Source organism: Phenylobacterium soli, from assembly GCF_003254475.1.
In the GTDB taxonomy this organism is placed as follows: Bacteria; Pseudomonadota; Alphaproteobacteria; order Caulobacterales; family Caulobacteraceae; genus Phenylobacterium; species Phenylobacterium soli.
Genome location: NZ_QFYQ01000001.1, coordinates 3,410,693 through 3,433,749, shown reverse-complemented (window position 1 = coordinate 3,433,749; position 23,057 = coordinate 3,410,693). Strand labels below are relative to the sequence as shown.

General features: G+C 70.6%; 21 protein-coding genes and 1 other RNA gene. 18 read left to right on the top strand and 4 right to left on the bottom strand.

The annotated features are described in order from the left end of the window. Positions 1–71: 71 nt before the first annotated feature. Both DJ017_RS16915 and DJ017_RS16910 read left to right on the top strand, forming a co-directional pair. Positions 72–416 carry a hypothetical protein gene (locus tag DJ017_RS16915; RefSeq protein ID WP_111529819.1) on the top strand — a complete coding sequence of 115 codons (345 nt, stop codon included), beginning with the start codon at positions 72–74 and terminating at the stop codon, positions 414–416. A 189-nt stretch (positions 417–605) separates the two neighbouring features. After that, a complete protein-coding gene (locus DJ017_RS16910; RefSeq protein ID WP_111529818.1) occupies positions 606–2,108 on the top strand; it encodes a phospholipase D-like domain-containing protein in 1,503 nt (500 codons plus the stop codon). Between the two features lie 6 nt (positions 2,109–2,114). Here the strand turns inward: DJ017_RS16910 and DJ017_RS16905 are convergent, their stop codons facing one another. Beyond that, positions 2,115–2,846 carry an endonuclease/exonuclease/phosphatase family protein gene (locus DJ017_RS16905; RefSeq protein WP_111529817.1) on the bottom strand — a complete coding sequence of 244 codons (732 nt, stop codon included), beginning with the start codon at positions 2,844–2,846 and terminating at the stop codon, positions 2,115–2,117. 205 nt (positions 2,847–3,051) lie between these two features. Here DJ017_RS16905 and DJ017_RS16900 point away from each other — a divergent pair, with 205 nt between their 5' ends. The 4 genes from DJ017_RS16900 (at position 3,052) to DJ017_RS16885 (ending at position 7,383) form a co-directional block, all read left to right on the top strand. Continuing rightward, the gene (locus DJ017_RS16900) at positions 3,052–3,684 is read left to right on the top strand and encodes a DUF2306 domain-containing protein (protein WP_165830666.1); all 633 of its coding nucleotides are present in this window, start codon (positions 3,052–3,054) and stop codon (positions 3,682–3,684) included. A gap of 121 nt (positions 3,685–3,805) precedes the next feature. Then, entirely contained in the window at positions 3,806–5,008 is a 1,203-nt protein-coding gene (locus tag DJ017_RS16895) for an acyl-CoA dehydrogenase family protein (protein ID WP_111529815.1), read from the top strand. Positions 5,009–5,123: 115 nt separating this feature from the next. Then, complete coding sequence (locus DJ017_RS16890) at positions 5,124–6,266, top strand: acyl-CoA dehydrogenase family protein (RefSeq protein ID WP_111529814.1); 1,143 nt, start codon at positions 5,124–5,126, stop codon at positions 6,264–6,266. A gap of 10 nt (positions 6,267–6,276) precedes the next feature. Further along, positions 6,277–7,383, top strand: coding sequence for an alpha/beta hydrolase (locus DJ017_RS16885; RefSeq protein ID WP_111529813.1), 1,107 nt, complete (start codon positions 6,277–6,279; stop codon positions 7,381–7,383). Here the strand turns inward: DJ017_RS16885 and gcvA are convergent. Continuing rightward, positions 7,368–8,258 (bottom strand): LysR family transcriptional regulator, encoded by an 891-nt coding sequence (gene gcvA / locus DJ017_RS16880; protein ID WP_111529812.1) that lies wholly within the window; start codon positions 8,256–8,258, stop codon positions 7,368–7,370. The genes DJ017_RS16885 and gcvA overlap by 16 nt on opposite strands. Positions 8,259–8,368: 110 nt before the next feature. On the opposite strand from gcvA, the gene DJ017_RS16875 reads away from it, so the two are divergent. From DJ017_RS16875 to rnpB, 5 genes are all read left to right on the top strand, one after another. Then, positions 8,369–9,667: a UDP-N-acetylglucosamine 1-carboxyvinyltransferase gene (locus DJ017_RS16875; protein ID WP_111529811.1), complete on the top strand. Its 1,299-nt coding sequence runs from the start codon at positions 8,369–8,371 to the stop codon at positions 9,665–9,667. Beyond that, entirely contained in the window at positions 9,664–10,479 is an 816-nt protein-coding gene (locus DJ017_RS16870) for an arylamine N-acetyltransferase family protein (RefSeq protein ID WP_111529810.1), read from the top strand. Before DJ017_RS16875 ends, DJ017_RS16870 begins: the two co-directional genes overlap by 4 nt. Positions 10,480–10,560: 81 nt before the next feature. Then, positions 10,561–11,454 carry a DMT family transporter gene (locus DJ017_RS16865; protein WP_111529809.1) on the top strand — a complete coding sequence of 298 codons (894 nt, stop codon included), beginning with the start codon at positions 10,561–10,563 and terminating at the stop codon, positions 11,452–11,454. A 13-nt stretch (positions 11,455–11,467) separates the two neighbouring features. Then, the gene (locus tag DJ017_RS16860) at positions 11,468–12,193 is read left to right on the top strand and encodes an N-acetylmuramoyl-L-alanine amidase (RefSeq protein ID WP_111529808.1); all 726 of its coding nucleotides are present in this window, start codon (positions 11,468–11,470) and stop codon (positions 12,191–12,193) included. 307 nt (positions 12,194–12,500) lie between these two features. Next, positions 12,501–12,889: RNase P RNA component class A (gene rnpB, locus DJ017_RS16855), an RNA gene on the top strand. A gap of 15 nt (positions 12,890–12,904) precedes the next feature. On the opposite strand, the gene DJ017_RS16850 is transcribed toward rnpB, so the two are convergent. Both DJ017_RS16850 and DJ017_RS16845 read right to left on the bottom strand, forming a co-directional pair. Further along, positions 12,905–14,080, bottom strand: coding sequence for a M23 family metallopeptidase (locus DJ017_RS16850; RefSeq protein WP_111529807.1), 1,176 nt, complete (start codon positions 14,078–14,080; stop codon positions 12,905–12,907). An 89-nt stretch (positions 14,081–14,169) separates the two neighbouring features. Then, the gene (locus DJ017_RS16845; RefSeq protein WP_111529806.1) at positions 14,170–15,195 is read right to left on the bottom strand and encodes a fatty acid desaturase; all 1,026 of its coding nucleotides are present in this window, start codon (positions 15,193–15,195) and stop codon (positions 14,170–14,172) included. 376 nt (positions 15,196–15,571) lie between these two features. Here DJ017_RS16845 and DJ017_RS16840 point away from each other — a divergent pair, with 376 nt between their 5' ends. The 7 genes from DJ017_RS16840 to mraY are packed head-to-tail and all read left to right on the top strand — an operon-like array spanning position 15,572 to position 23,055. Continuing rightward, positions 15,572–16,039: a division/cell wall cluster transcriptional repressor MraZ gene (locus tag DJ017_RS16840; RefSeq protein ID WP_111529805.1), complete on the top strand. Its 468-nt coding sequence runs from the start codon at positions 15,572–15,574 to the stop codon at positions 16,037–16,039. Continuing rightward, entirely contained in the window at positions 16,036–16,971 is a 936-nt protein-coding gene (gene rsmH / locus DJ017_RS16835; RefSeq protein WP_111529804.1) for a 16S rRNA (cytosine(1402)-N(4))-methyltransferase RsmH, read from the top strand. Before DJ017_RS16840 ends, rsmH begins: the two co-directional genes overlap by 4 nt. Further along, positions 16,968–17,354, top strand: a complete 387-nt coding sequence (ftsL, locus tag DJ017_RS16830) for a cell division protein FtsL (RefSeq protein ID WP_111529803.1) — start codon at positions 16,968–16,970, stop codon at positions 17,352–17,354. Before rsmH ends, ftsL begins: the two co-directional genes overlap by 4 nt. Continuing rightward, positions 17,351–19,102 carry a peptidoglycan D,D-transpeptidase FtsI family protein gene (locus tag DJ017_RS16825; RefSeq protein WP_111529802.1) on the top strand — a complete coding sequence of 584 codons (1,752 nt, stop codon included), beginning with the start codon at positions 17,351–17,353 and terminating at the stop codon, positions 19,100–19,102. The genes ftsL and DJ017_RS16825 overlap by 4 nt, the downstream gene beginning before the upstream one ends. Further along, positions 19,099–20,562: a UDP-N-acetylmuramoyl-L-alanyl-D-glutamate--2,6-diaminopimelate ligase gene (locus DJ017_RS16820; RefSeq protein WP_111529801.1), complete on the top strand. Its 1,464-nt coding sequence runs from the start codon at positions 19,099–19,101 to the stop codon at positions 20,560–20,562. The genes DJ017_RS16825 and DJ017_RS16820 overlap by 4 nt, the downstream gene beginning before the upstream one ends. After that, positions 20,555–21,946 carry a UDP-N-acetylmuramoyl-tripeptide--D-alanyl-D-alanine ligase gene (locus DJ017_RS16815; RefSeq protein ID WP_111529800.1) on the top strand — a complete coding sequence of 464 codons (1,392 nt, stop codon included), beginning with the start codon at positions 20,555–20,557 and terminating at the stop codon, positions 21,944–21,946. The genes DJ017_RS16820 and DJ017_RS16815 overlap by 8 nt, the downstream gene beginning before the upstream one ends. Continuing rightward, positions 21,946–23,055, top strand: a complete 1,110-nt coding sequence (gene mraY, locus DJ017_RS16810) for a phospho-N-acetylmuramoyl-pentapeptide-transferase (RefSeq protein WP_111529799.1) — start codon at positions 21,946–21,948, stop codon at positions 23,053–23,055. The genes DJ017_RS16815 and mraY overlap by 1 nt, the downstream gene beginning before the upstream one ends. Positions 23,056–23,057: the final 2 nt, after the last annotated feature.

Sequence of the window (23,057 nt, the reverse complement as noted above, 5' to 3'; positions counted from 1 at the left end):
TATTAATTTGAGTTCTGAGGGGGTGGCGCGCAGTTTCGATCTCACGAGATACCTGCAACGGGAGATTGGATATGAAGTTCGCCGCCATCATGCTCGTCGCCGCCGGCCTGGCCGTCGCGGGCTCTGCCTCCGCCGCCGCCTCGTCCGCCATCAAGAGCGACGTGGACTATCTGAAGGCCAGCCGCTGCAAGGGCCTGGCCCAGGGCCTTGGCGGCATCGACACCGCCGCCCTCGACGCCGCCCTGAAGTCCGAGCGCTTCTCCCGCGCCGACGCGATCGTCGACCGGGCCGCCGAAGAGATGGCCCGCGCCAAGCGCCAGGCCGCCAACGCCAACCTGAAGGATCAGCTGAGCGCGGAAGTCGCCGGCGCGTGCATGGCCTACCTCTCGCCCTCCAAGGACATGGCCTCCCGCTGAGGCCGTCACCCGCTCTCTAGAAGCCTCTCCAGAGAGATCCTCGGCCGAACCCCTCGGCCAGCGCGCCGGCGATCACCCCCGCCGGCGCGCGCTTTCTTTTGCCCTTCCGCTCATCGACCGCCTGGAACCAAGCGTCGCCATGGGCTTTCCTGTCGCGCCGCGCAAGCGCGCGAGTCATGTTGGGGCGCGATGACGGTCTTCAGACCCGGGGACACCTGCTGGCGGATGGCGCGCGCCAACCGCGCGGCCTTTCTGATCGACAACGAGGCCTTCTTCACGGCCGCCTTCGCCGCCATCACCCATGCGCGGCGCTCGATCCTGCTGCTCGGCTGGGGGTTCGATCCGCGCACGCGCCTGTTCCCCGACGGCTACGACGGGCCCGACGATCCCGACGAGGTCGGCCGTATCCTGGTCGAGCTCGCCGCCGAACGCCCCGAGCTCGACATCCGCCTGCTGATCTGGAAGTCGGCCCTGCCGATCAGCGCCAGCCAGGAGTTCTTCCCGCACAAGGCGCGGCGCTACTTCCGCCACACCCCGATCCACTTCGTGCTCGACGACGCGGTCCCCTTCGGCGCCTGCCATCACCAGAAGGTGCTGGTGATCGACGACCGTCTCGCCTTCTGCGGCGGCGGCGACATCTCCGTGGACCGGTGGGACAGCCCGGCCCACCTCGACGACGACCGGCGCCGGCTGATGCCCAAGCAGGAGGAGCACGCGCCCCGCCACGAGGTGATGATGATGGTCGACGGACCGGCGGCCAAGGCGCTGGCCGACCTGGCGCGGGAACGCTGGCGGCGGGCCACCGACGAGGTGCTGCCGGAGCCGGACGATGCGGGCGGCGATCCGTGGCCGGATCACGTGCCCGCCCACCTGACAGACGTCGACGTCGCCATCGCCCGGACGGAGCCGGCCTGGAAGAAGCGCCCGATGATCGAGGAGATCCGCCGACTGACGCTCGCCTCCATCGCCGAGGCCAAGGAAACCATCTATCTCGAGAATCAGTACTTCACCTCGCCGCTGGTCACCGAGGCGTTGGCCCAGAGGCTGGCCGAGCCCGACGGGCCGGAGGTGGTGTTGATCTCCACCGCCAGGGCGCCGAGCTGGTTCGACCAGATGACCATGGACCGGGCGCGCGGCACCATGGTCTGGCGGCTCAAGGCCGCCGACGTCTTCGGGCGCTTCCGCGCCTACTGCCCGGTGACCAGCGGGCGCGAGACCATCATCGTCCACTCCAAGGTCTGCGTGATCGACGACCGCATCGCCCGGGTCGGCTCGGCCAACCTCAACAACCGCTCCGGCGGGTTCGACACCGAGTGCGAGCTGGGGCTGGAACGCGACGACGAGGAAGGCCGCCTCGCCGTCGCCGCCTTCCGCGACCGCCTGATCGGGCACTTCATGGGCGTGACCGGCGATGCGGTGGCCAAGGCGCGGGTCGAGTTCGGCGGCCTCGGCGCGGCGATCGATGCGCTCAACCGCGAGGGCCGGCTCTCTCCCCTCGAGCCCCCGAAGCTCACGGCCGTGGGCGAGTTCATCGCCGCCTATCACATGGGCGATCCGTCCGACGTGTCGGACTCCTGGCGGCTGGGCCGCCGGCGCGAGCGGCTGATGCGGCAGGCCCGCGAGATGGCCGAACGGCATCTGCTGCGCCGGTCCCCCGAGCCGGACCTGCTTCCGGCCAGCCGCCGCCGCTGAGCCGGCTCACACCAGCTCGAAATCCATGACCAGCGGCAGGTGATCCGAGGCCAGCCGCGTCAACGGCTCGAAGGGCGCGAAGACGTCGCTCACCCGGATCTCGGGGCTGACGAACAGGTGGTCGATCCGCAGCACCGGCAGTTGCGACGGGAAGGTCGAGGTCGGCGACTTGCGGGGCGAAAGGTTGCGCGCCGCCGCCAGCTTGCCGGTCAGGGTGCGATAGACCACCGACGAGCCCGTGGCGTTGAAGTCGCCCAAGAGGATGGTCGGCCCGCTGCGGTGCGGATGCTCCAGCCAAGCCGGCCCGGCGAGCCAGGTCGCCTGGATCTGCTGCTCGCGCGGCACCAGCCCCAGGTGCGTGTTGATGATCTGGACCGGCGTGCCGCCGATCTCCACCTCCACCCAGAGGGCGCCGCGCGGCTCGAGCGCCTTCATCCGGTCATAGCCGGGCAGGGGGCCCACCTGCACCAGCCGCTCGGGGAAGCAGGTCAGGATGGCGTCGCCATAGCGCTCCTCCTCGACCGTCAGGGCGGCGTGGAAGTGGCAGGCCATGTCCAGGCCCTTGGCGATGGCGTGCGCCTGGTCGACGTGGCCGGTGCGCTTGCGGCCGACGTCCAGCTCCTGCAGGGCCACGATGTCGGGACGCAGCTTCGCCAGCACCTCGACCACGCGGTCCACGTTGAGGCGGCGGTCGTTCCCGACGCAGCGATGGACATTGTAGGTGACGATCCGGGGCATGGACGAGCGAAGCGGTGCACCTCAAAGACGGCCCTGGCAAGGCTCCCTAACGCTGAAGCCGGCGGGCCGGTTCGCCGCGGCGCCGATCGCCGAGGCGCTCCAAGATCATGAGCAATATTTAATCGGGCGGACCGCATCCGCAGCGCGTCCCAAAACCCTCTTTCCCAAGAGGTCGGACCCAGAGTGGGAAACGGGGGAGGTTGTCGTGAAGCGTGTGTCTTGGATCGTCTGGATCGCCGCGGGGCTGTTCTGCATCGAGGTCGGGCTGAACGCCCTTCGATATCTTCTTCCGGGCTTCACCGGTCCCGAATTCATCATGCACAACCCCATGGCCTATCCATGGCTGTTCGTGCACGCCGGCTGCGGCGCCGTCGCCCTGCTGATCGGGCCGCTTCAATTCCTGCCCCTCCTCAGGGCCCGTGGGCCGCGGCTGCACCGCTGGCTGGGGCGCGGCTACATGGTCGCCTGCCTGGCGAGCGGCGCGGCGGGCGTGATCCTGGCGCCCGGCTCGACGGCCGGGCCGGTCGCCGTCGCCGGGTTCGGCAGCGCCGCGGTGATCTCGCTGTTCTGCGCCGTCCAGGCCTGGCGCATGGCCATGGCCCGCCGATTCGACGAGCATCGCGAGTGGGTGATCCGCTCCTTCGCCCTGATCTTCGCCGCCGTCACCCTGCGCATCTGGCTTCCGGCGTCCCAGTTCGCCCACCTCGACTTCATGGAGAGCTACCGCGCGATCTCCTTCCTCGGCTGGGTCCCCAACCTCATCGTCGCCGAGTTCTACATCGACCGCGCCGCGACCCGCCGGGGGCGCAGGGTGGTCCGCGAGCCGATCAGCGCCTGATCGTGGGCGTTGACGTAAACCCTTCCGTTTACGTCAGCGTCATCTTTCAAAGGCCTGACGCCGCGCGTATAGGGTCGGCCTCCGCCGAATACGGTGTAAGCCAGGCCCTTAGGAGCGCGCCATGAACCTCGACTTCACGCCCGAAGAGAACGCCTTCCGCGAAGAGGTTCGCGCCTTCATCGCCGAGAACTATCCGGCCGATCTGCGCAAGGCGCAGGAGAGCGGCCAGCCGCTCACCAAGGAGCAGTACCTCTCCTGGCATAAGATCCTGGCGAAGAAGGGCTGGGTCGCCCCGTCGTGGCCGAAGGAGCTGGGCGGCACGGGCTGGACCCCCACCCAGAAGTACATCTTCTCCGAGGAGCTGGCGAAGGCCGACACCCTCGGCATCCTGCCCTTCGGCATCTCCATGCTGGCGCCGGTGCTCTATACGTTCGGCACCGACGAGCAGAAGAAGAAGTTCCTGCCGGGCATCTACAACGGTGAAGTCTGGTGGTGCCAGGGCTACTCCGAGCCGGGCTCCGGCTCCGACCTCGCCTCCTTGAAGACCCGCGCCGAGCGGATCACCGGCGACGACGGCAAGGAGTACTACCTCGTTAACGGCCAAAAGACGTGGACGACGCTCGGCCAGTTCGCCGACTGGGGCTTCTTCCTGGTCCGCACCGACCAGAACGCCAAGCCGCAGTCGGGCATCTCCTTCCTGCTGATCGACATGAAGACGCCCGGCATCACCGTGCGCCCGATCATCACCCTGGAGGGCGGCCACGAGGTCAACGACGTCTTCCTCGACAACGTGAAGGTGCCGGTCGAGAACCGCGTGTTCCACGAGAACCAGGGCTGGACCTGCGCCAAGGCGCTGCTGGCGCACGAGCGCTCCGGCATCGCCGGGGTCGCGCGCTCCAAGCGCAACCTCCAGAAGCTGCGCCAGATCGCCGGCACCGAGCGTTCCGACGCCGGCGGCTCGCTGATGGGCGACGCCTTCTTCCGCCGCAAGGTGGCCGAGCTTGAGATCGACCTGACCGCCCTGGAGTTCACCGAGCTGCGCACCCTGGCCGGCGAGAGCAGCGGCAAGGGCCCCGGCCCGGAGAGCTCGATCCTCAAGATCAAGGGCACCGAGATCCAGCAGCGGATCCAGGAGCTGGCGCTCGAGGCGGTCGGCCACTACGGCGCGCCCTTCCTGCGCGACATCGGGCACAACGCCGGCATCGGCCCGGACGACGCCCGCGGGCTCGCCGGCGAGTACTTCAACGGCCGCAAGACCTCGATCTACGGCGGCTCCAATGAGATCCAGCGCAACATCATCTCTAAGGCCGTGCTCGGTCTCTGATCGCAAATCCGGGTTGGTTGACGTCGCGGCGCGGGTCTAACACCTGAGCTGCGCGCGCCGGCCCGCAGGACAACCGACTTTTTCGAACGACACCCGATCCCGGAGTAGGCTCCACATGGACTTCAGCTTCACCGACGAACAGTCGATGCTCCGCGACACGGTCGCGAGCTACCTGTCCGACAACTACACCTTCGACCAGCGCCGCGCGGTGGTCACCAAGGAGCCGGGCTGGAACCCGGGGGTCTGGAAGGCCTTCGCCGAGGAGCTCGGCATCCTGGGCGCGCCGTTCTCGGAAGAGCTCGGCGGCCTCGGCGGCGGCGCCATCGAGAACATGATCGTCATGGAGGAGTTCGGTAAGGCGCTGGTCGTCGAGCCCTACCTCGGGACGGTGGTCATCGGCGGCGGCTTCCTGAAGCACTCCGGCCATGCCCAGGCGGCCGACCTGATCGGCAAGATCATCGGCGGCGAGGCGATCTTCGCCTTCGCCTACGCCGAGCCCAAGGGCCGCTACAACCTGGCCGCGGTCTCCACCACGGCCAAGAAGGAGGGCGGCTCCTACGTCCTCAACGGCCACAAGGCGGTGGTCGTCGGCGGGCCGTTCGCCACCCACTTCATCGTCACCGCCCGAACGGCGGGCGGCGAGCGCGACGCGCAGGGCGTCTCGGTGTTCATCGTGCCGAAGAACGCGCCGGGCGTGACCACCCGCGACTACCCTACCGTCGACGGCGGCCGCGCCTCCGAGGTCATCCTGGAGAACGTCAAGGTCGACGCCGGCGCCCTCGTGGGTCCGGAAAGCCAGGCCATGCCGCTGATCGAGAAGGTCGTCGACGAGGCCCTCGCCGCCACCTGCGCCGAGGCCTGCGGCGTGCTGCGCAAGCTGCACGAAGGCACCCTCGAGTACACCAAGCAGCGCAAGCAGTTCGGCGTGCCGATCTCGTCCTTCCAGGTGCTGCAGCACCGGATGGTCGACATGTTCATCCAGCTCGAACAGTCGATCTCCATGACCTACATGGCGACCATCAAGCTGGGCGACGACGCCGAGCGCTCCAAGGCCGCCTCGGCCGCCAAGGTGCAGATCGGCAAGGCCTGCAAGTTCGTCGGCCAGAACGCCATCCAGCTGCACGGCGGCATGGGCATGACCGACGAGATGGCTATCGGCCACTACTTCAAGCGCGCCACCCTGATCGAGAGCGCCTTCGGCAACACCGATCACCACCTGGCCCGCTACGAGTTCCTGAGCCTCGGCCAGGCGGCCTAAGGCCGGGAATTTGGACGACCACGAAGTCGAGGACCTCGCGCGGCTCCTGCCGCCGCTCCTTCGGAGCCTGGAGGCCCTCGGCTTCGTCTCTCGCTACCTCTATCCGCCCGAACTCGGGGCGGTGCTCGACACGGTCGGCGCGCCGGACGCCGAGCTGCGCGGCGTCTATGACGGCCTCTCGCCCTGGCGGGGCGATCTCGCTGACATCCGCGCCGCGATCGACGAGGCGGCCCGGCAGGCCCTGACCGGCTTCGAGACCCTACGCGTGGCGGTCGCCGCGGGCGGCGACATGGGCCAGGTCTACCGCGCGCTCCGCGCCCTGCCGCGGGCCCAGGAGGCGCTCTATCCCCTCGCCGCCGGCCTGCCGCCGATCAGCCGGTTCTTCCTGCCGCCCGAACGGCGCGAGGACGAAGCGCTGCTGGCGCGGCTTTCAAAGGCCCCGCAACGCCCCGACACCGGCGTGATCCACGTGGGCGAGCAGCCCGGCGAGCGAGGCGGCCTGTCGCTCTACATCCCCGAGGACGACATCGGCGATCGGCCCCGGCCGCTGATCGTCGCCCTGCATGGCGGCGCCGGCAGCGGCCGCTCGTTCCTGTGGAGCTGGCTTCGCGACGCCCGCGCCGCCGGCGCGATCCTCGCCGCGCCGACCGCCATCGGCGACACCTGGGCCCTCATGGGACCAGACCGCGACAGTCCCAACCTCGCCCGCATGGTCGAGGCGATCTGCGCCCGCTGGCGCGTCGATCCGGCCCGCATCCTCCTGACCGGCATGAGCGACGGCGGCACCTTCGCCTATGTCTCGGGGCTCGAGCCCGGCTCACCTTTCACGCACCTCGCGCCGATCGCGGCGGCCTTCCATCCGATGCTGGCGGGGATGGCCGATCCGGGCCGGGTGCAAGGCCTGCCGGTGCACATCGCCCACGGCGCCCTGGACTGGATGTTCTCCGTGGACATGGCCCGGGAGGCGCGCGACGCCCTCGCCGCGGCCGGCGCGGCGGTCACCTACCGCGAGCTGCCCGACCTCAGCCACACCTACCCACGCGAGCTCAACGCCGAGATCCTCGCCTGGCTCGACGCGACCGCGGGTCAGGCGTCCCCCGATCAGGCCTCCTCGTAGACCGCCTGCCGGAACTCCGGCGAATGGGTCCAGTCGCGGAAGGCGGCCATGGCCGGGGTCGGCGGCCGCGACTTCAGGCGGGTGAGCCAGTAGCTGCCGGCCTCCACCTCGATCGGGAACGGCTGGACGAGCTGGCGGCCGTGCAGTTCGCGGCCGAACATCTTCGGCGGCGCCAGGGCCACGCCCGCGCCCTGGACGGCGGCCTGCACCATCAGGCTGGATGAATCGAACACCGGCCCGGAGAGCCGCGGCGCCTCCACCCCGGCGGCGGCGAACCAGGCCAGCCAGTCCTGGTTCCGGTAGGGGCGCAGGAGGGGCACGCTCGCCAGGTCCCGCGGGCTCTCCAGCCGGGCCGCCAGCTTCGGCGTGCACAGCGGCGACAGCGGCGCGGTCATGATCTCCTCGGCCAGGGTCCCGTGCCAGGCGCCGTCGCCGAAGCGCACCGCCAGGTCCAGCCCCTCGGCCGCCAGGTCGACCTTGTTGTTGTGGGTGAGGAGCCGCAGCTCGATCAGCGGGTGCGTCTCCTGGAACTGGCCGAGCCTTGGCAGCAGCCAGCGCACCGCGAAGGTGCCCACGACGCCGAGCGTCAGCACCTCGCGCACCGCGCCGCCCTGGAAACGCTGCATGGTGTGGCCGATCCGGTCGAAGCTGTCGGTGACCACCGGCAGCAGGGCCGGGCCCTCGTCGGTCAGCACCAGGCCGCGCGGCAGCCGGCGGAAGAGGGTGACGCCGAGCCGCTGCTCCAGCGCCTTCACCTGATGGCTCACCGCCGCCTGGGTGACGAACAGCTCCGCCGCCGCGCGGGTGAAGGAGAGATGCCGCGCCGAAGCCTCGAAGGCGCGGAGGGCGTTGAGCGGCAGCTGCGCGCGGGACATGGCTTATGACCAAGATTTCCTAATGGCTCGGTCGAGGTAACATCGTTTGTCGCCGGCCGCCAAACCGTGGCGTCCTGCCGCGCGGAAGAGGGCGGTGGGGGAGGGTGCGGGTGACCCGGCTGGTGGTGAACGGCGGACGGCCGCTCTCGGGGCGGATCACGCCCTCGGCGAACAAGAACGCGGTGCTGCCGGTGCTCTGCGCCACCCTGCTGACCCGTCAGCCCGTGACCCTCCGCCGCGTGCCCGACGTCACCGACGTCGGCAAGCTCCTGGACTTCTTCCGCTCCCTCGGAAGCCGGGTCGAGGCCGACCTGAATTCGGGTGAGGTGACGATCGAGCACGGCCCGGACCTCGATCCTGCGGGCGCCCGCCTGCCGGCCGGCATGCGCTCGGTGGTGATGCTCATCCCCGGCCTCCTGCACCGCTTCGGGCGGGCGCTGATCGAGGACGAGGCCAAGGGCTGCACCCTCGGGATTCGCGAGATCGATCCGCACCTGGAGGTGTTCCGGGCCTTCGGCTCGCGCGTGCAGCCGGCCGCCGGCGGCATCCTCGTCACCGCGCCGCGCGTCTTCGCCCCCGCCCGGCACTGGCTCGACTACGCCTCGGTCACCACGACCGAGAACTTCCTCATGTGCGCCGCCCTGGCCGGCGGATCCTCACGCCTGGTCAACGCCGCCTGCGAGCCGCACGTCCAGGAGTTCAGCCGCTTCCTGCAGCGGATGGGCGGCGCCATCGGCGGCCTCGGGACCTCCACCCTCGAGGTCGAGGGCCGGCCGGAGCTCACGGGGGCCGACTACGCTTTCGAGGACGACTTCCACGAGGTGGCCACGTTCCTGGCGCTCGGCGCCATCACCGGCGGCCAGGTGGAGGTGCGCAACGACGCCCCCGACCAGTTCGCCCTGATCGACCGCACCTTCGCCAAGTTCGGCGTCGAGGTCCGGCACCTGGGCGGCTGGTCCCGGGTCCTGGCCGGCGAGCCGCTCAAGGTCCGCGCCCCCTTCACCGGCCATCTCCTGCAGAAGGTCGAGGCCGCGCCTTGGCCCTACATCCCGGCCGACCTGCTGCCGATCTTCGTGGCGCTCGGGGCCCGGGCCGAGGGCTCGGTCCTCTACTGGAACAAGGTCTATGAGGGGGCGCTCGGCTGGACCTCCGAGCTCGCCAAGTTCGGCGCCCACGCCGTCACCTGCGACCCGCACCGGATCATCACCTTCGGCGGTCACCGCCTGACGCCCGCCGAGGTCGAGAGCCCCTACATCATCCGCGTCGCCATCGCCCTCTTGATGATCGCCGCCTCGATCCCCGGCCGCTCGGTGATCCGCAACGCCGACCCGATCCGCCGCGCCCATCCCAACTTCGTCGAAAACCTGGTGAGCCTCGGCGCCGACGTCGCCTGGGAGGAGGAACCGTGAGCCCGCTTGTCGACCTCGACGCCTATTGCGAGCGCATCGGCTACGCCGGCCCGCGGGAGCCGACGATCGAGGTGCTGCGCGCGCTCTGCCGGCTGCACCCAGCCGCCATCCCCTTCGAGGCCATCGACGTGCTAACCGGCCAGGGCGTGGACCTCAGGCCCGAGGCCGTCGACGCCAAGCTGATCGGGGCCCGGCGGGGCGGCTACTGTTTCGAGCAGAACAGCCTCCTCGCGCGTGTGCTGCGCAGCATGGGGTTCGAGGTCGAGGCGCTGATCGCCCGCTCGCGATGGGGCCGGCCGCTCGACGACGTGCGGCCGCGCACCCACATGGCGCTGCGGGTCCTGATCGACGGGACGCCGTGGCTGGCCGATGTGGGGCTCGGCGTCTGCACCCTGACCGCGCCGGTGCGGCTCGACCTGGCCGGACCGCAGCCGACCCTCTTCGACCCTGTCCGTCTCGTGCCGGCCGGGGAGGAGCTGCGGTTGGAGACCTTGCTCTCCGGCGAATGGCGCCCGGTCGTCGACCTCGACCTGCGGCCCCAACTCGAGGCCGATTTCGTCGGACCGAACTGGTATGTCTCGACCCATCCGGAATCGCAGTTCCGCCGCCACCTGATCGTCTCGCGCGCGACCCGCACGGCGCGCTACGGCCTGCTCGACAATCGGCTCGCCATCCGCCCGCGCGGCGCCCCGGCCGAGGTCCGCCTGCTCGGCGTCGACGAGCTGATCCGCTGCCTGTCACGGGATTTCGGCCTGCCGGTCTCGCCCGCCTGGGAGCCGGCGCTGGCCCGGGCCGCGACCGTGGCCGTCTGAACCCGTCCGCACGCTTTTCGCCGCTTGACCCTAGGGCCGAGGTTGCGGCCCCCGCGCATTGCGCCCTATGGCCTGCACGAAATGTCTTTCCGCGACTTCGGCGCCCTCTGCCTCGTCTGCCTGGTCTGGGCCTCGAACAACATCCTGTCGAAGTATGTCGTCAGCGGACTGGGCGTGCCGCCGATGTTCTACGCCGCCGTGCGCTTCGCGGTGGTGGCGCTGGCGGTCTTTCCCTGGCTCCTGCCCGCGCCGCGGCCGCGCTGGCGGCTGATCGCCGTCGCGCTCCTGATGGGCGGCGGCAACTTCGCCCTGCTGTTCATCGGCTTCAAGACGGCGACGCCCTCGGCCGCCGCGGTGGTCGGCCAGCTCGGCGTGCCGATGACCACCCTGCTGTCCATGGTCCTGCTGAGCGAGAAGGTGCGGTGGCGGCGCGGCGTCGGCATCGCGCTGACCTTCCTGGGGGCCATCGCGGTCATGTACGACCCGCACGGCTTCAAGGTCTCGCCGGGCCTGCTCTATGTCGTGGCCGCCGCCTTCCTGGGCTCGCTGGGCGCGGTGATGATGAAGCAGATGGACGGGGTGAAGCCGCTGCAGTTCCAGGCCTGGGTGGGCTTCGCCTCCTTCTGGCCGCTGGCGGCGCTCTCGGCCCTCTTCGAGCCCGGCGCCATCGGCCTGGCGACTCACGCGGGCTGGGTGTTCGTCGGCGCGGTGCTCTACTCGGCGCTCGTCGTCTCGGTCACCGCCCACACGGTCTATTACGCGCTCATCCAGCGCTACGAGGCCAACCTCATCTCGCCGTTGACCCTGATGACGCCGCTCGCCACCATCGGCCTCGGCGTCCTCATCATGCACGATCCCTTCGATATCCGGATGGCCGTCGGGACCGTGGTGGCGCTCGCCGGGGTGCTGATCATCGCGCTCCGCCGCAACCAGGTCGCCGCCGTCCTCCTGGCCTTGAGGTCCCGCGGCCAATGACCGCCGAAGCCCAATGACGCTCCAGTTCATCGAGGCGCCGTCGCCCAACTTCGGCCCGCGCACCGCGCCGCCGTCGATGATCGTGCTGCACTACACCGGCATGCCGACCGGGGAGGGGGCGCTCGCCCGGCTGCGCGAGGAGGCCTCCCAGGTCTCCGCCCACTACCTCGTCGAGGAGGATGGCCGGATTTTCCGCCTGGTGGCCGAGGAGCGCCGCGCCTGGCACGCCGGCAAGTCGTTCTGGCGCGGCGTCACCGACGTCAACACCGCCTCCATCGGGATCGAGATCGTCAACCCGGGCCACGAGTTCGGCTACCGGCCGTTCCCCGAAGCGCAGATCGCGGCCGTGATCGACCTCGTCGGCGACATCCGCACCCGCTGGCAGGTCGAGGACGTCGACATCGTCGGCCACGCCGACGTCGCGCCCGACCGCAAGGAGGATCCGGGCGAGCTCTTCCCGTGGAAGCGGCTGGCCGAAGCGGGGCACGGCCTCTGGGCCGAGCCGGCCGCCGCGCCCGGCGCGGCCCTCAAGGAAGGCGAGGAGAGCGCCGCGGTCTTCGCCCTGCAGGCCGGCTTCACCCGGCTCGGCTACGACAGCGCCCCGTCCGGCAAGTTCGACGACCACACCGCCGCCGTGGTCCGCGCCTTCCAGCGGCACTGGCGGCCCGAGCGCGTCGACGGCGTCGCTGACGGCGAAACCCGCGCCCGCCTCATCGCCCTGCTCCGCCTGATGGCCTGAGCGGGAACCACGAAAGACACGAAAAGCACGAAAGACACGAAAGGGCGGCCACGGCGCCGCCCTTCTTCTTTTGAACCATGGCTTTCACGGATCCTCGCGGATGGCGCGCCGCGAGCGGCAGCGAGCGATCTTGTCCTGCAGGGGTTCAGGATCGAGCGCGCCTTCGGTGCACGACCCATCCGCGCCATCCGGGGTTCCCCCTTTTGTGCCTTTCGTGTTTTTCGTGGTCCCCCTGCCTGCTTCTCATGGTCCTCGTCCCGAGCCCGCGTTGACCCGCCGCGCCCGATCGCCCATCTATGCGCGCGGACCAGACGGCCGGGCGATCGCGGGCGCAAGCTCGAGGAAAGTCCGGGCTCCACGACGACATGGCGGCGGGTAACGCCCGCCGGGGGCGACCCCAGGGATAGCGCCACAGAAAGCAAACCGCCCTCCGAAGTCTCGGCGGAGGAGGGTAAGGGTGAAAGGGTGCGGTAAGAGCGCACCGCGTGCCTGGTGACAGGGACGGCACGGCAAGCCCCGCCAGGAGCAAGACCGAATAGGGATCCCGCGTCCCCAGCAATGGGGGCAAGGCTGTCGCCGGCCCAGGGATCCGGGTAGGTCGCGAGAACCGGCCCGCGAGGGTCGGTCCAGAGGAATGATCGCCGCGCCGAGGCAACTCGGTTGGCACAGAACCCGGCTTACAGGCCGTCTGGTCCGTTCATCCGCCCCGGCTCAGCGGGCGACGACGATGTCGCCGCCCTGGATCGCCCGCGGGCCGTCGGCGTAGGGCAGCTCGACGTTGCCGAAGGCCAGCGGCACGCCGGCGCAGTGCAGCGGGCTCGCCCCGTCGCAGACCTGGAAGTGCAGGTGCGGCTCGGTGACGTTGCCCGAGGCGCCGAGCTGGGCGATCGGCTGGCCGGCGCTGACCTTCTCGCCGGCCTTCACCTTGATGCTGCCAGGCCTGAGGTGGGCGTAGAGCGAGTACTCACCGTTGCCGTGGTCGATGATCACCGCGTTGCCGGCGATCGCCCGGTCGCCCTTGGCCACCAGGGCCATCTGGATAGCGCCGGCCCGGTCGCCATAGGCCTCGAAGCTCTCGCCCGGCCGGCGCAGGACGTCGGGGTTCTCCGGCTGGTCGGCGACCACGTCGACCACCGTGCCGTCGCCGGCCGCCAGGACCGGCTCGCCATAGGCGTAGTAGTCCGCGAACTTCGCGCCCTCGCCGCGGAAGGATTTGTCGTCGGCGCCGATCCGGGCGACGTCGTAGGCGAAGGCCTCGGGCAGGGCCCAGCGGTGGCCGCCGTGCGGCGTGCCCGCCACGGCCACGAACCAGCGACCCTTCAGCGGGAACACCATCTTGGTCTTCACCGTGTCGGCGCGGACCGGGATCGTCAGCGTCGCGGTCTCCGGCTTGCCGGCGCGCATCGCCGTGGCGGTGATCCGCAGGGCGTCGCGCGAGCCCTTCCAGCCGAACACCTGGTTGGTGACGAGGCCGGCGGCGGCGGGCGCGAGGCTAGGGGCGGGGGAGAGCGCCGGCTTCTCGCCCAGCAGGCGCCCGTCGCAGAACTGCCAGCCGAACATCTGCAGCATGCCGCCCTGGACGGCCGCGCCGCTCTTCAGGCCCGCGGCCAGCGCCTCGCCGGAGAGGCGGCGGCTGTCCACCGCCACGCCCTTGTCGAGCAGCTCCAGGGTCACCTCGGTCAGCTCGGCCGGCGTCTGGCCGGTGTTGGCCACGGCGAGGCTCGGCACGATCAGAGACTGGAAGCGGGTCCCGGCGGCCAGCGGGTAGGCGTGCAGGGCCTCGGCCGGGCAGACCTTCACCGTCAGGTCGGCGGCTTCCGCGGCGCTGGCGGCGGTGGCGGCGGCCGCAGCCAACAGGCCGGCGGCGAGAGCGGTCGAGAGTTTCATCGGGGTCCCCCAGGTTCGGGGCGCCCCTTAACCGCACAGCGTTCTTCGAAGCCAATTAAATGTCGGCAATGCGACGGAGGCCGATGGGCTCAGGCCGCGACGGTGGCCCGGCGATGCGCCTGCCGCGCCTCGCGGAACGACACCAGCCGGCCCGACATCTCGTCCCACAGCGCCAGGCGGGCGGTCTTCATCGCGTCCCACAGGGTGATGCGGCTGATCTCGCGCAGCTCCGGGTGGTCCTTCATCACCTGCGGCAGGCGGTAGAAGGGGATCTTGGCGGCTGCGTGGTGGATGTGGTGGGCGCCGATGTTGGCGGTCAGCCAGCGCAGGGGCAGGGGCAGGTCCAGGTGCGAGGAGCCGAGCAGGGCGGCTTCCGGCGCCTTCCAGTCCTCGTTGCGGGCCCAGTAGGCGCCCTCGAACTGGTGCTGGACGTAGAACAGCCAGACGCCGATCGAGGCGGCGACCAGCACGATCGGCAGGTGGACGAGCAGCAGGCCCTTCACCCCGCCGAGCCAGAGCTGGACGGTCACGAGCACGGCCAGGCCAGCGGTGTTGGCGAGCACGCTGCGCCAGGCCGGCGCCTCGCGCATCAGCCCGATCGGCAGGCGGTGCTGCAGCACGAACATGTAGCCGGGCCCGAGGCCGAACATCACCAGCGGGTTGCGGTAGAGCCGGTAGCCCAGCCGGCCGATCCACGACTTGGCCCGATATTCCTCGACCGTCAGCGTCTCGACCGCGCCAAGGGTGCGGCGGTCGAGGTTGCCGGAGGTGGCGTGGTGGATGGCGTGGGTCCGGCGCCAGTAGCCGTAGGGCGTCATGGTGAAGACGCCGATCAGGCGGCCGGTCCAGGCGTTGGCGGTCGGCGAGCGGAAGAAGGAGGCGTGGCCGCAGTCGTGCTGGATCATGAACAGCCGCACCAGGAACAGGGCCGCCGGGATCGTCAGGGCTACCGCCCACCACCAGCCGTGGCCGACCATCCACACCGCCGCGCCCCAAAGGCTCAGCAGCGGCAGGGCGGTCACCAGGATCTCGCGGACACTGCGTCCGTGGCTGGGGCGCTGGTAACGGGCGAGGCGTTCACGGAGGCCGCGCAGCAGGTCGGTCGACAGGGTCATCAAGTCTCACTTGGGCGGGCGTTTGGCCGCGCCGTCTAGATGGCGTTCGTGACGCAAGTTTGAAGGGTGCGCCACCTGTTCCTGCGGTGGGGCGAAATGACACCGCAACTCGCCCGCGCCGCCGGCTCAGCCTCTCCAATCAAGATGTTCAAGGTATGTTCTGTGGATAACTAATTTCCGTTAACCATACTTGGCGCGGAAGGTCTCGTTGGCCTTTGTTTTCGCCGGGAATAGTCATCCAGAGTCATTGTGTCCCAATTAATCCCATGGTACCCCAGTCATCATTCGCTAACCAAACCGCGGCGCTCGGGGTGACGTGCGGTTCCAGGGAGGCGGAGCGGCCGGATGTCCCGGCCGGTGTCAGGGGCTGGGCGAGATGTTTCTCTCGACCTTCGAGAAGCAGCTGGACGCCAAGCGGCGCATCGTCGTGCCGCAGGAATTCCGCGCGCTCGCGGCCGGTCCCTTCGACGGCGTCTTCTGCTTCCCTTCCATCGAGGCCGACTGCATCGAAGGCGGCGGCAAGCCCCTGTTCGACCGCTACATGGGCGTGATCGAGGAGCTGGAGTTCGGCGACCCCCTGCGCACGGCGCTGGAGACCTCGGTGCTCGGCGGCATGGCCAAGCTCAGCTTCGACACCGCCGGCCGCATCACCCTGCCCGAAACCCTGTGCGACATGTTCGGCCTGACCGACTGGGTCGTGATCGTCGGCCTCGGCGACCGCTTCCAGATCTGGTCCAAGGACGCCTTCCAGGCCCACCGCGCCGCCCAGCGCGAGATGGCCCGCGAGGGTCTGGCGGCGCTGCGCGCCCAGCAGCGCGTCGCGCGGATCGGGGGGCAGCAGTGAGCGGGGCGCCCCACACCCCCGTCCTGCTCACCGAGGTCCTCGACGCCCTGCAGCCTGCCCCGGGCCAGACCATCGTCGACGGCACCTTCGGCGCGGGCGGCTACGCCCGCGGCATCCTGGCGACCGGCGCCAAGGTCGTCGCCTTCGATCGCGATCCGACCGCCCGCCGCTTCGCCGAGGGCCTCGATCCCGACCGCTTCCGCTTCGTCGGCGCCCGCTTCTCCGAGATGGCGGAGGTGCTCGGCGAGGCGTCGGTGGACGGCGTCGCGCTCGACCTCGGCGTCTCCTCCATGCAGCTCGACGAGGCCGAGCGCGGCTTCTCCTTCATGCGCGACGGTCCGCTCGACATGCGCATGGGCGACGCGGGGCAGACCGCCGCGGACCTGGTCAACACCGCCGATCCGGCCGAGCTCGCGCGCATCTTCTTCGTCTATGGCGAGGAGCGGCAGAGCCGGCGCATCGCCGCGGCCATCGCCCGCCGCCGCGCCGAGCAGCCCTTCACCCGCACCCTCGAACTCGCCGAGTTCATCGAGAAGGCGCTGGGCGGGCGCCGCGGCGCCAAGGTCCATCCGGCGACCCGCGCCTTCCAGGGGCTGCGGATCGCGGTCAACGAGGAGCTGTCGGAGCTCGAGGCCGGCCTCGTCGCCGCCGAGCGCGCGCTGAAGCCGCAGGGCCGGCTCTGCGTCGTTACGTTCCACTCGCTGGAAGACAGAATCGTGAAGACCTTCCTCGCCGTGCGGGCGGGGCGGACGCCCTCGGGGTCGCGGCATGCGCCGCCGAGGGAAATCCAGGCTGAACCGAGCTTCCAGCTCCTCTTCAACGGCGCCCAGGCGCCGTCGGAGGCGGAAGTCGCGGCCAATCCCCGGGCCCGCTCGGCGAAGCTGCGGGCGGCGGTCAGGACGTCCGCGCCTGTCTGGAGGGAGGCGGCATGAGCCTGATGGCGCGCAGGGTCCGGGGGTTCCGGCTGGTGGACATCGTGGCGCTCGGCGTTCTGGTGCTGCTGATCCTGGGCGTCTACCTGGCCAAGACCATCGCCGGCCGCGAGCGCGCTGAGATCGCCTCGGCCGAGCGCCAGATCGCTGCCGAGAAGACCCGCATCCGCCTGCTGCAGGCCGAGGTCACCCACCTCGAGCAGCCGGCCCGCATCGAGCATCTCTCCGAGACCTACCTCGGCATGGCGCCGGTCTCGATCAAACACGAGGCCACCGCCGACCTGCTGCCCGAGATCGCCCTGCATCCCGAGCCCGCGCCCAAGGTCGCGGCCCTGCCGGAGCCCGGCGCGGCCGCGCAAGCTCAAGCCGGGATCGCCCGATGAGCCTTGGCCAGCAGACCTTCGGCGGCTCCCCCCTCTACCGCTGGTTCCTGCGGCGGATGTGGGGGCTTGAGCACGCCTTCGAGCGCACCCGCGCCTCCGGCCGCGCCGAGGACGACACCCGCATCCGCATCTTCGTGGTCCTGGCGCTGTTCTCGCTGGGCTTCATCGTGCTCGCCTTCGGGGCGACGCGGGCGGCGCTGTTCTCCGACGCCGGCAAGGGCGACGCGGCCGCCGCGGCCGCCGGCTCGGCGCGCGCCGACCTCGTCGACCGCAACGGGCAGCTCCTGGCGGTCGACCTGCTGCACTACGGCCTCTACGTCGATCCCCGCGAAATCTGGGATGTCCCCGAGGTGCGCCGCGCGCTCGCCGCCAACCTCACCGACCTGCCCGCCGAGCGGATCGAGCGGGCCCTGCGCGCCAACCGCCGGACTTTCCTGGTCGGCGGCCTGACCCCCGACGTCCGCGCCAAGATCAACGACCTCGGCCTGCCGGGCGTCTCCTTCGAGCCGGAGTCCAAGCGCGTCTATCCGCTGGGCTCCACGGCCGCCCACCTGGTCGGGTTCGCCGACAGCGGCGGCGAGGGCCTCTCGGGCGCCGAGCTCGCCTTCAACGAGGACATTCGCAGCGGCGCGGCCTCCGGCGGCGCCGTGCCGCTGGCCATCGACCTGCGCGTCCAGGCCGCGCTCGAGGACGAGCTCAACAAGGCGGCCATGGTCTACCAGCCCAAGGGCGCGGTCGGCATCGTCACCAATGTCCACACCGGCGAGATCCTGGGCTTGGCCTCCTGGCCGACCTTCGATCCGAACAATCCGGGCGGCTCCAGCCCGGACGCGCGGCTCAACCGCGCCGCCTCCTCGGTCTTCGAGATGGGCTCGGTGTTCAAGGCCTTCACCATGGCCATCGGTCTCGACGCCGGCGTGGCCACGCCCCAGACCACCTTCGACGCCCGCACGCCCTTCCAGATCGGCTACCGGACGATCCACGACTACCACGCGACCCACGCCGTCCTGACCATGGTCGAGGTGTTCCAGCACTCCTCCAACATCGGCACGGCCAAGCTCGCCGTGGCGATCGGCGCCGAACGCCTGGAGCGCTACTTCAACGCCCTCGGCCTCACCAAGCCGGCCAAGGTGGAGCTGGTCGAGAGCGCCCGCCCGCTGACGCCGAAGAAGTGGGACGAGGACGCCATCGCCTCGACCTCCTTCGGCCACGGCATCAACGTCTCGCCGCTCGCCCTGGCGCGCGCCTACGGCGCCCTGCTCAACGGCGGCTATCTCCTGCCGCTGACGATCAAGAAGCTGGAACCGGGGACCAAGGTCGCCGGTCCCAGAGTCCTGTCGGAAAAGACCAGCCTGGAGGTCCTCCAGCTGATGCGCGCCAACGTCACCGGCGGCTCGGGCAAGTCGGCCAACGTCCCCGGCCTCAACGTCGGCGGCAAGACCGGCACGGGCGACAAGTACGACCCCGAGATCCGCACCTATTCGCACACGAAGCAGGTGTCGTCCTTCGCCGCCGCCTTCCCGACCGACGGCCCGCCGAGCGCGCCGCGCTATTTCGTGCTGATCCTCATGGACGAGCCGCACGCCGACAAGACCGGCGCTGACCCCACCGGCGGCATCGTCGCGGCGCCCGCCGTCGGCAAGATCGCCGAGCGCATCGCCCCGTTCCTGGGGGTCAAGCGCCGGCCCGAGCTGATCCCGTTCGAGCCCGCCGCCCCCACCGCCGAAGACGCCGGGGAGGAGCGATGAGACTCTCCGAGATCGTCCGCCGGGACGTCAGCCCCGATCCCGAGATCACCGGCGTCACCGCCGACAGCCGCAAGGTGAAGCCCGGCGCGCTGTTCGCCGCCCTGTCGGGCAGCAAGGTGGACGGCCGCACCTTCGTGCCCGGAGCCATCGCGGCCGGCGCGGCCGCCATCCTCTGCGGCGACGACATTCCGGGCTGCACCGTTCCCGTGGTCACCGCCTGGGACCCGCGGCGCGCCTACGCCCTCGCCGCCGCCAACTTCTGGCGCGCCCAGCCGCAGACCTGCGTCGCGGTCACCGGCACCAACGGCAAGACCTCGGTGGCCAACTTCTGCCGCCAGATGTTCGCCAGCGCCGGCCGCACCTCGGCCAGCATGGGCACGCTCGGCCTCACCGTGACGCGGCCGGACGGATCCTTCGACCAGCTCACGCCGGCCGGTCTGACCACGCCCGACGCGGCAGACATCGCCGAGCTGCTGGCCAGGATCACGGGCATGGGGGTGAGCCACTTCGCGATGGAGGCCTCTTCGCACGGCGTCGACCAGCGCCGCCTGGACGGCGTCAGGCTGACCGCCGCCGGCTTCCTGAACCTGACCCAGGACCACCTCGACTACCACGGCACCATGGGCGCCTACCGGGCGGCCAAGCTGCGCCTGTTCGAGACCCTGCTGCCGCGCGGCGGGACCGCCGTGCTCAACGCCGACAGCGACGCCTACGAGGCCTTCGCCGCCGCCGCCGTGGCCGCCGGCCAGAGCGTGGTGTCGGTGGGCGAGGCGGGGCAGGGGATCCGCCTCCTCGAGCGCACCCTCCTGCCGGAGGGCCAGCGCCTGAAGCTCGACGTCCATGGCCTCGCCTGCCAGGTGCGCCTGCCGCTCGCCGGCGGGTTCCAGGCCTCCAACGCCCTGGTCGCCGCGGGCCTGTGCATGGCCGGCGGCCTGTCGGTCGACGAGGTCATCGCCGGGCTGGAGGCGCTGCAGGGCGCCGCGGGCCGCCTCCAGCGGATCGGGACCGGTCCCCGGGGCGGCGAAGCCTATGTCGACTACGCCCACACCCCCGACGGTCTCGAGACCGTGCTGAAGGCGCTGCGGCCGCACGTGCGCGGCAAGCTGATCGTCGTCTTCGGGGCCGGCGGCGACCGCGATCGCACCAAGCGCCCGATCATGGGCGAGATCGCCGCGCGCCTCGCCGACGTCGCCATCGTCACCGACGACAATCCGCGCTCCGAAGAGCCCGCCGCCATCCGCGCCGAGGTGCTGGCCGGGGCCAAGGGGGCCCAAAGGTCCGTTCAGGAGATCGGTGACCGCCGCGAGGCGATCCGCACGGCCGCCGCCCTGCTCGCCGACGGCGACATCCTGGTGGTGGCCGGCAAGGGCCACGAACAGGGCCAGATCGTCGCCGGCGTGGTCCATCCCTTCGACGACGTGGCCGAGACCGAACAGGCGCTGGAGCTGGTCCATGGCTGAACCCCTCTGGACCTCCGAGGAGATCGCGGCGGCCACGGGCGGCAAGCTCGCCGGCAAGCCCTTCGCCGCCACCGGCGTTTCCATCGACAGCCGCTCCATCGAGCCCGGCGACCTGTTCGTCGCCCTGGCCGGCGTCCGCGACGGCCACGAGTTCGCCGAGCAGGCCTTCGCCGCCCAGGCCGCCGGCATGCTCGCCTCGCGCACCGTCTTCGGCTCGGCGGTGATGGTCGACGACACCTTCGCCGCCCTGGAGAAGCTCGGCCTCGCCGCCCGCGATCGCGCGCCCCAGGCCCGCCGCGGCGCGGTCACCGGCTCGGTCGGCAAGACCTCCGTCACCCAGGCCATCGCCGCCGGCCTCAAGCTCGCCGGCCGCTGGCATTCCTCGGTGAAGAGCTACAACAACCACATCGGCGTGCCGCTGACGCTCGCCCGCATGCCGCGCGACACCGAGCGCGCGATCTTCGAGATCGGCATGAACCACGCCGACGAGATCCGCCCGCTCACCCGCATGGTGAAGCCGCACGCCGTGGTCGTCACCACGGTCGGCCCGGTGCACACCGAGAACTTTCCGGACGGCGAGGCCGGCGTGGCCCGCGCCAAGGCCGAGATCTTCGAGGGGCTGGAGCCCGGCGGCGTGGCGGTGCTCAACGCTGACAACCGCTGGTTCGAGGTCCTCAGGGCCGAGGCCCTCAAGGCGGGCGCCATCGTCCGCAGCTTCGGCGCCGGCGAAGGCTGCGACGCCCGGCTCATCGACTTCCAGGTCCCCGGACCCCATGCCGTCGTCCAGGCCCGCCTGCACGGCAAGGCGCTCGACTTCCCGATCCTGCAGACCGGCCACCACTGGGGTCTCAATTCCATGGCCGTGCTGCTGATGCTCGAGGCTCTGGGCGTCGATCTCGACGACGGCCTCTCCGCGCTCGGCTCCTTCGAGCCGCTCGCCGGCCGCGGGGCGGAGACCACGGTCGCGCTCAAGGGCGGACAGGTCACGGTCATCGACGAGAGCTACAACGCCAACCCGATCTCCATGGCCTCGGCCATCGCCACCCTCGGCGCGCGCAAGACCGGCGGGCGGCGGATCGTCGCGCTCACCGACATGCTGGAGCTGGGGCCTGAGGCCGCCGCGTTCCACGCCGCCCTCGCGAAGCCGCTTGAGGAGGCCAAGGTCGACCTGGTCTTCTGCGCCGGGCCGCTGATGAAATCCCTCTACGAGGCCCTTCCGCCGACTCGGCGGGGCGCGTACGCCGAAACAGCGGCGGATCTCGCGCCGCAGGTGGTCCGGGCCGCAGAGCCCGGCGACCTGGTGATGGTCAAGGGTTCGAACGGGTCTAAGGCTGGGCTGATCGCCCAGGCCCTGGTCGCGCTCGGCTCCGGGGAGGGCGGCTGATGTTCTATTGGCTCTGGGTCCACTTCGCCGGCGCCCACTACGTCCCGGTCCTCAACCTCCTGAAATATCAGACCTTCCGCGCGGGCCTGGCGATCTTCACGGCCCAGCTGGTGGTGGTCGCCATGGGCAGCCGCTTCATCCGCTGGATGCAGGCGAGGCAAGGCAAGGGTCAGCCGATCCGCAAGGAAGGCATCGAGCGCCACGTCATCGAGAAGGCCGGCACGCCCACCATGGGCGGGGTGATGATCCTGGCGGGCCTGTTCGCCGGCACCCTGCTGTGGAGCGACCTCGCTAACGTCTACGTCTGGGCCGTGCTGCTGGTCACGGCCGGCTACGGCGTGCTGGGCTTCCTGGACGACTACGCCAAGGTCACCAAGCAGTCGACCGAGGGCGTCTCCGGGCGCGTGCGCCTGGTGCTGGAGGCGGCCATCGCCATGGCCGCCATCGCCCTCATCATCCTCTTCGCGGCCAAGCCGGTCACCGAGCCGCACCTGCTGACCAGCGTCACCTTCCCGTTCATCAAGCAGGTGTCGCTGAACCTCGGCTGGTTCTACCTCGCCTTCGGGGCCTTCGTGATCGTCGGCGCGGCCAATGCGGTGAACTTCACCGACGGCCTCGACGGCCTGGCCATCGTGCCGGTGATGATCGCCGCCGCCGCCTACGGCCTGATCGCCTACCTGGTCGGCAACCGCGTGTTCGCCGACTACCTGCAGATCCACCCGGTCCCCGGCGTCGGCGAGATCGGCATCTTCTGCGGCGCCCTGGTCGGCGCCGGCATGGGCTTCCTCTGGTACAACGCGCCCCCGGCCAAGATCTTCATGGGCGACACCGGCTCGCTGGCCCTCGGCGGCGCGGTCGGCACCGTGGCCGTGGCCACCCGCCAGGAACTGGTGCTGGCGATCATCGGCGGCCTGTTCGTCGCCGAGCTGCTGAGCGTCGTGATCCAGGTCGCCTCGTTCAAGCTCACCGGCAAGCGGGTCTTCCGCATGGCCCCGGTGCACCACCACTTCGAGAAGCTCGGCTGGTCCGAGTCGACCGTCGTCATCCGCTTCTGGATCGTCTCGATCATGCTGGCCATCCTCGGCCTCGCCACCCTCAAGCTGCGGTAGGG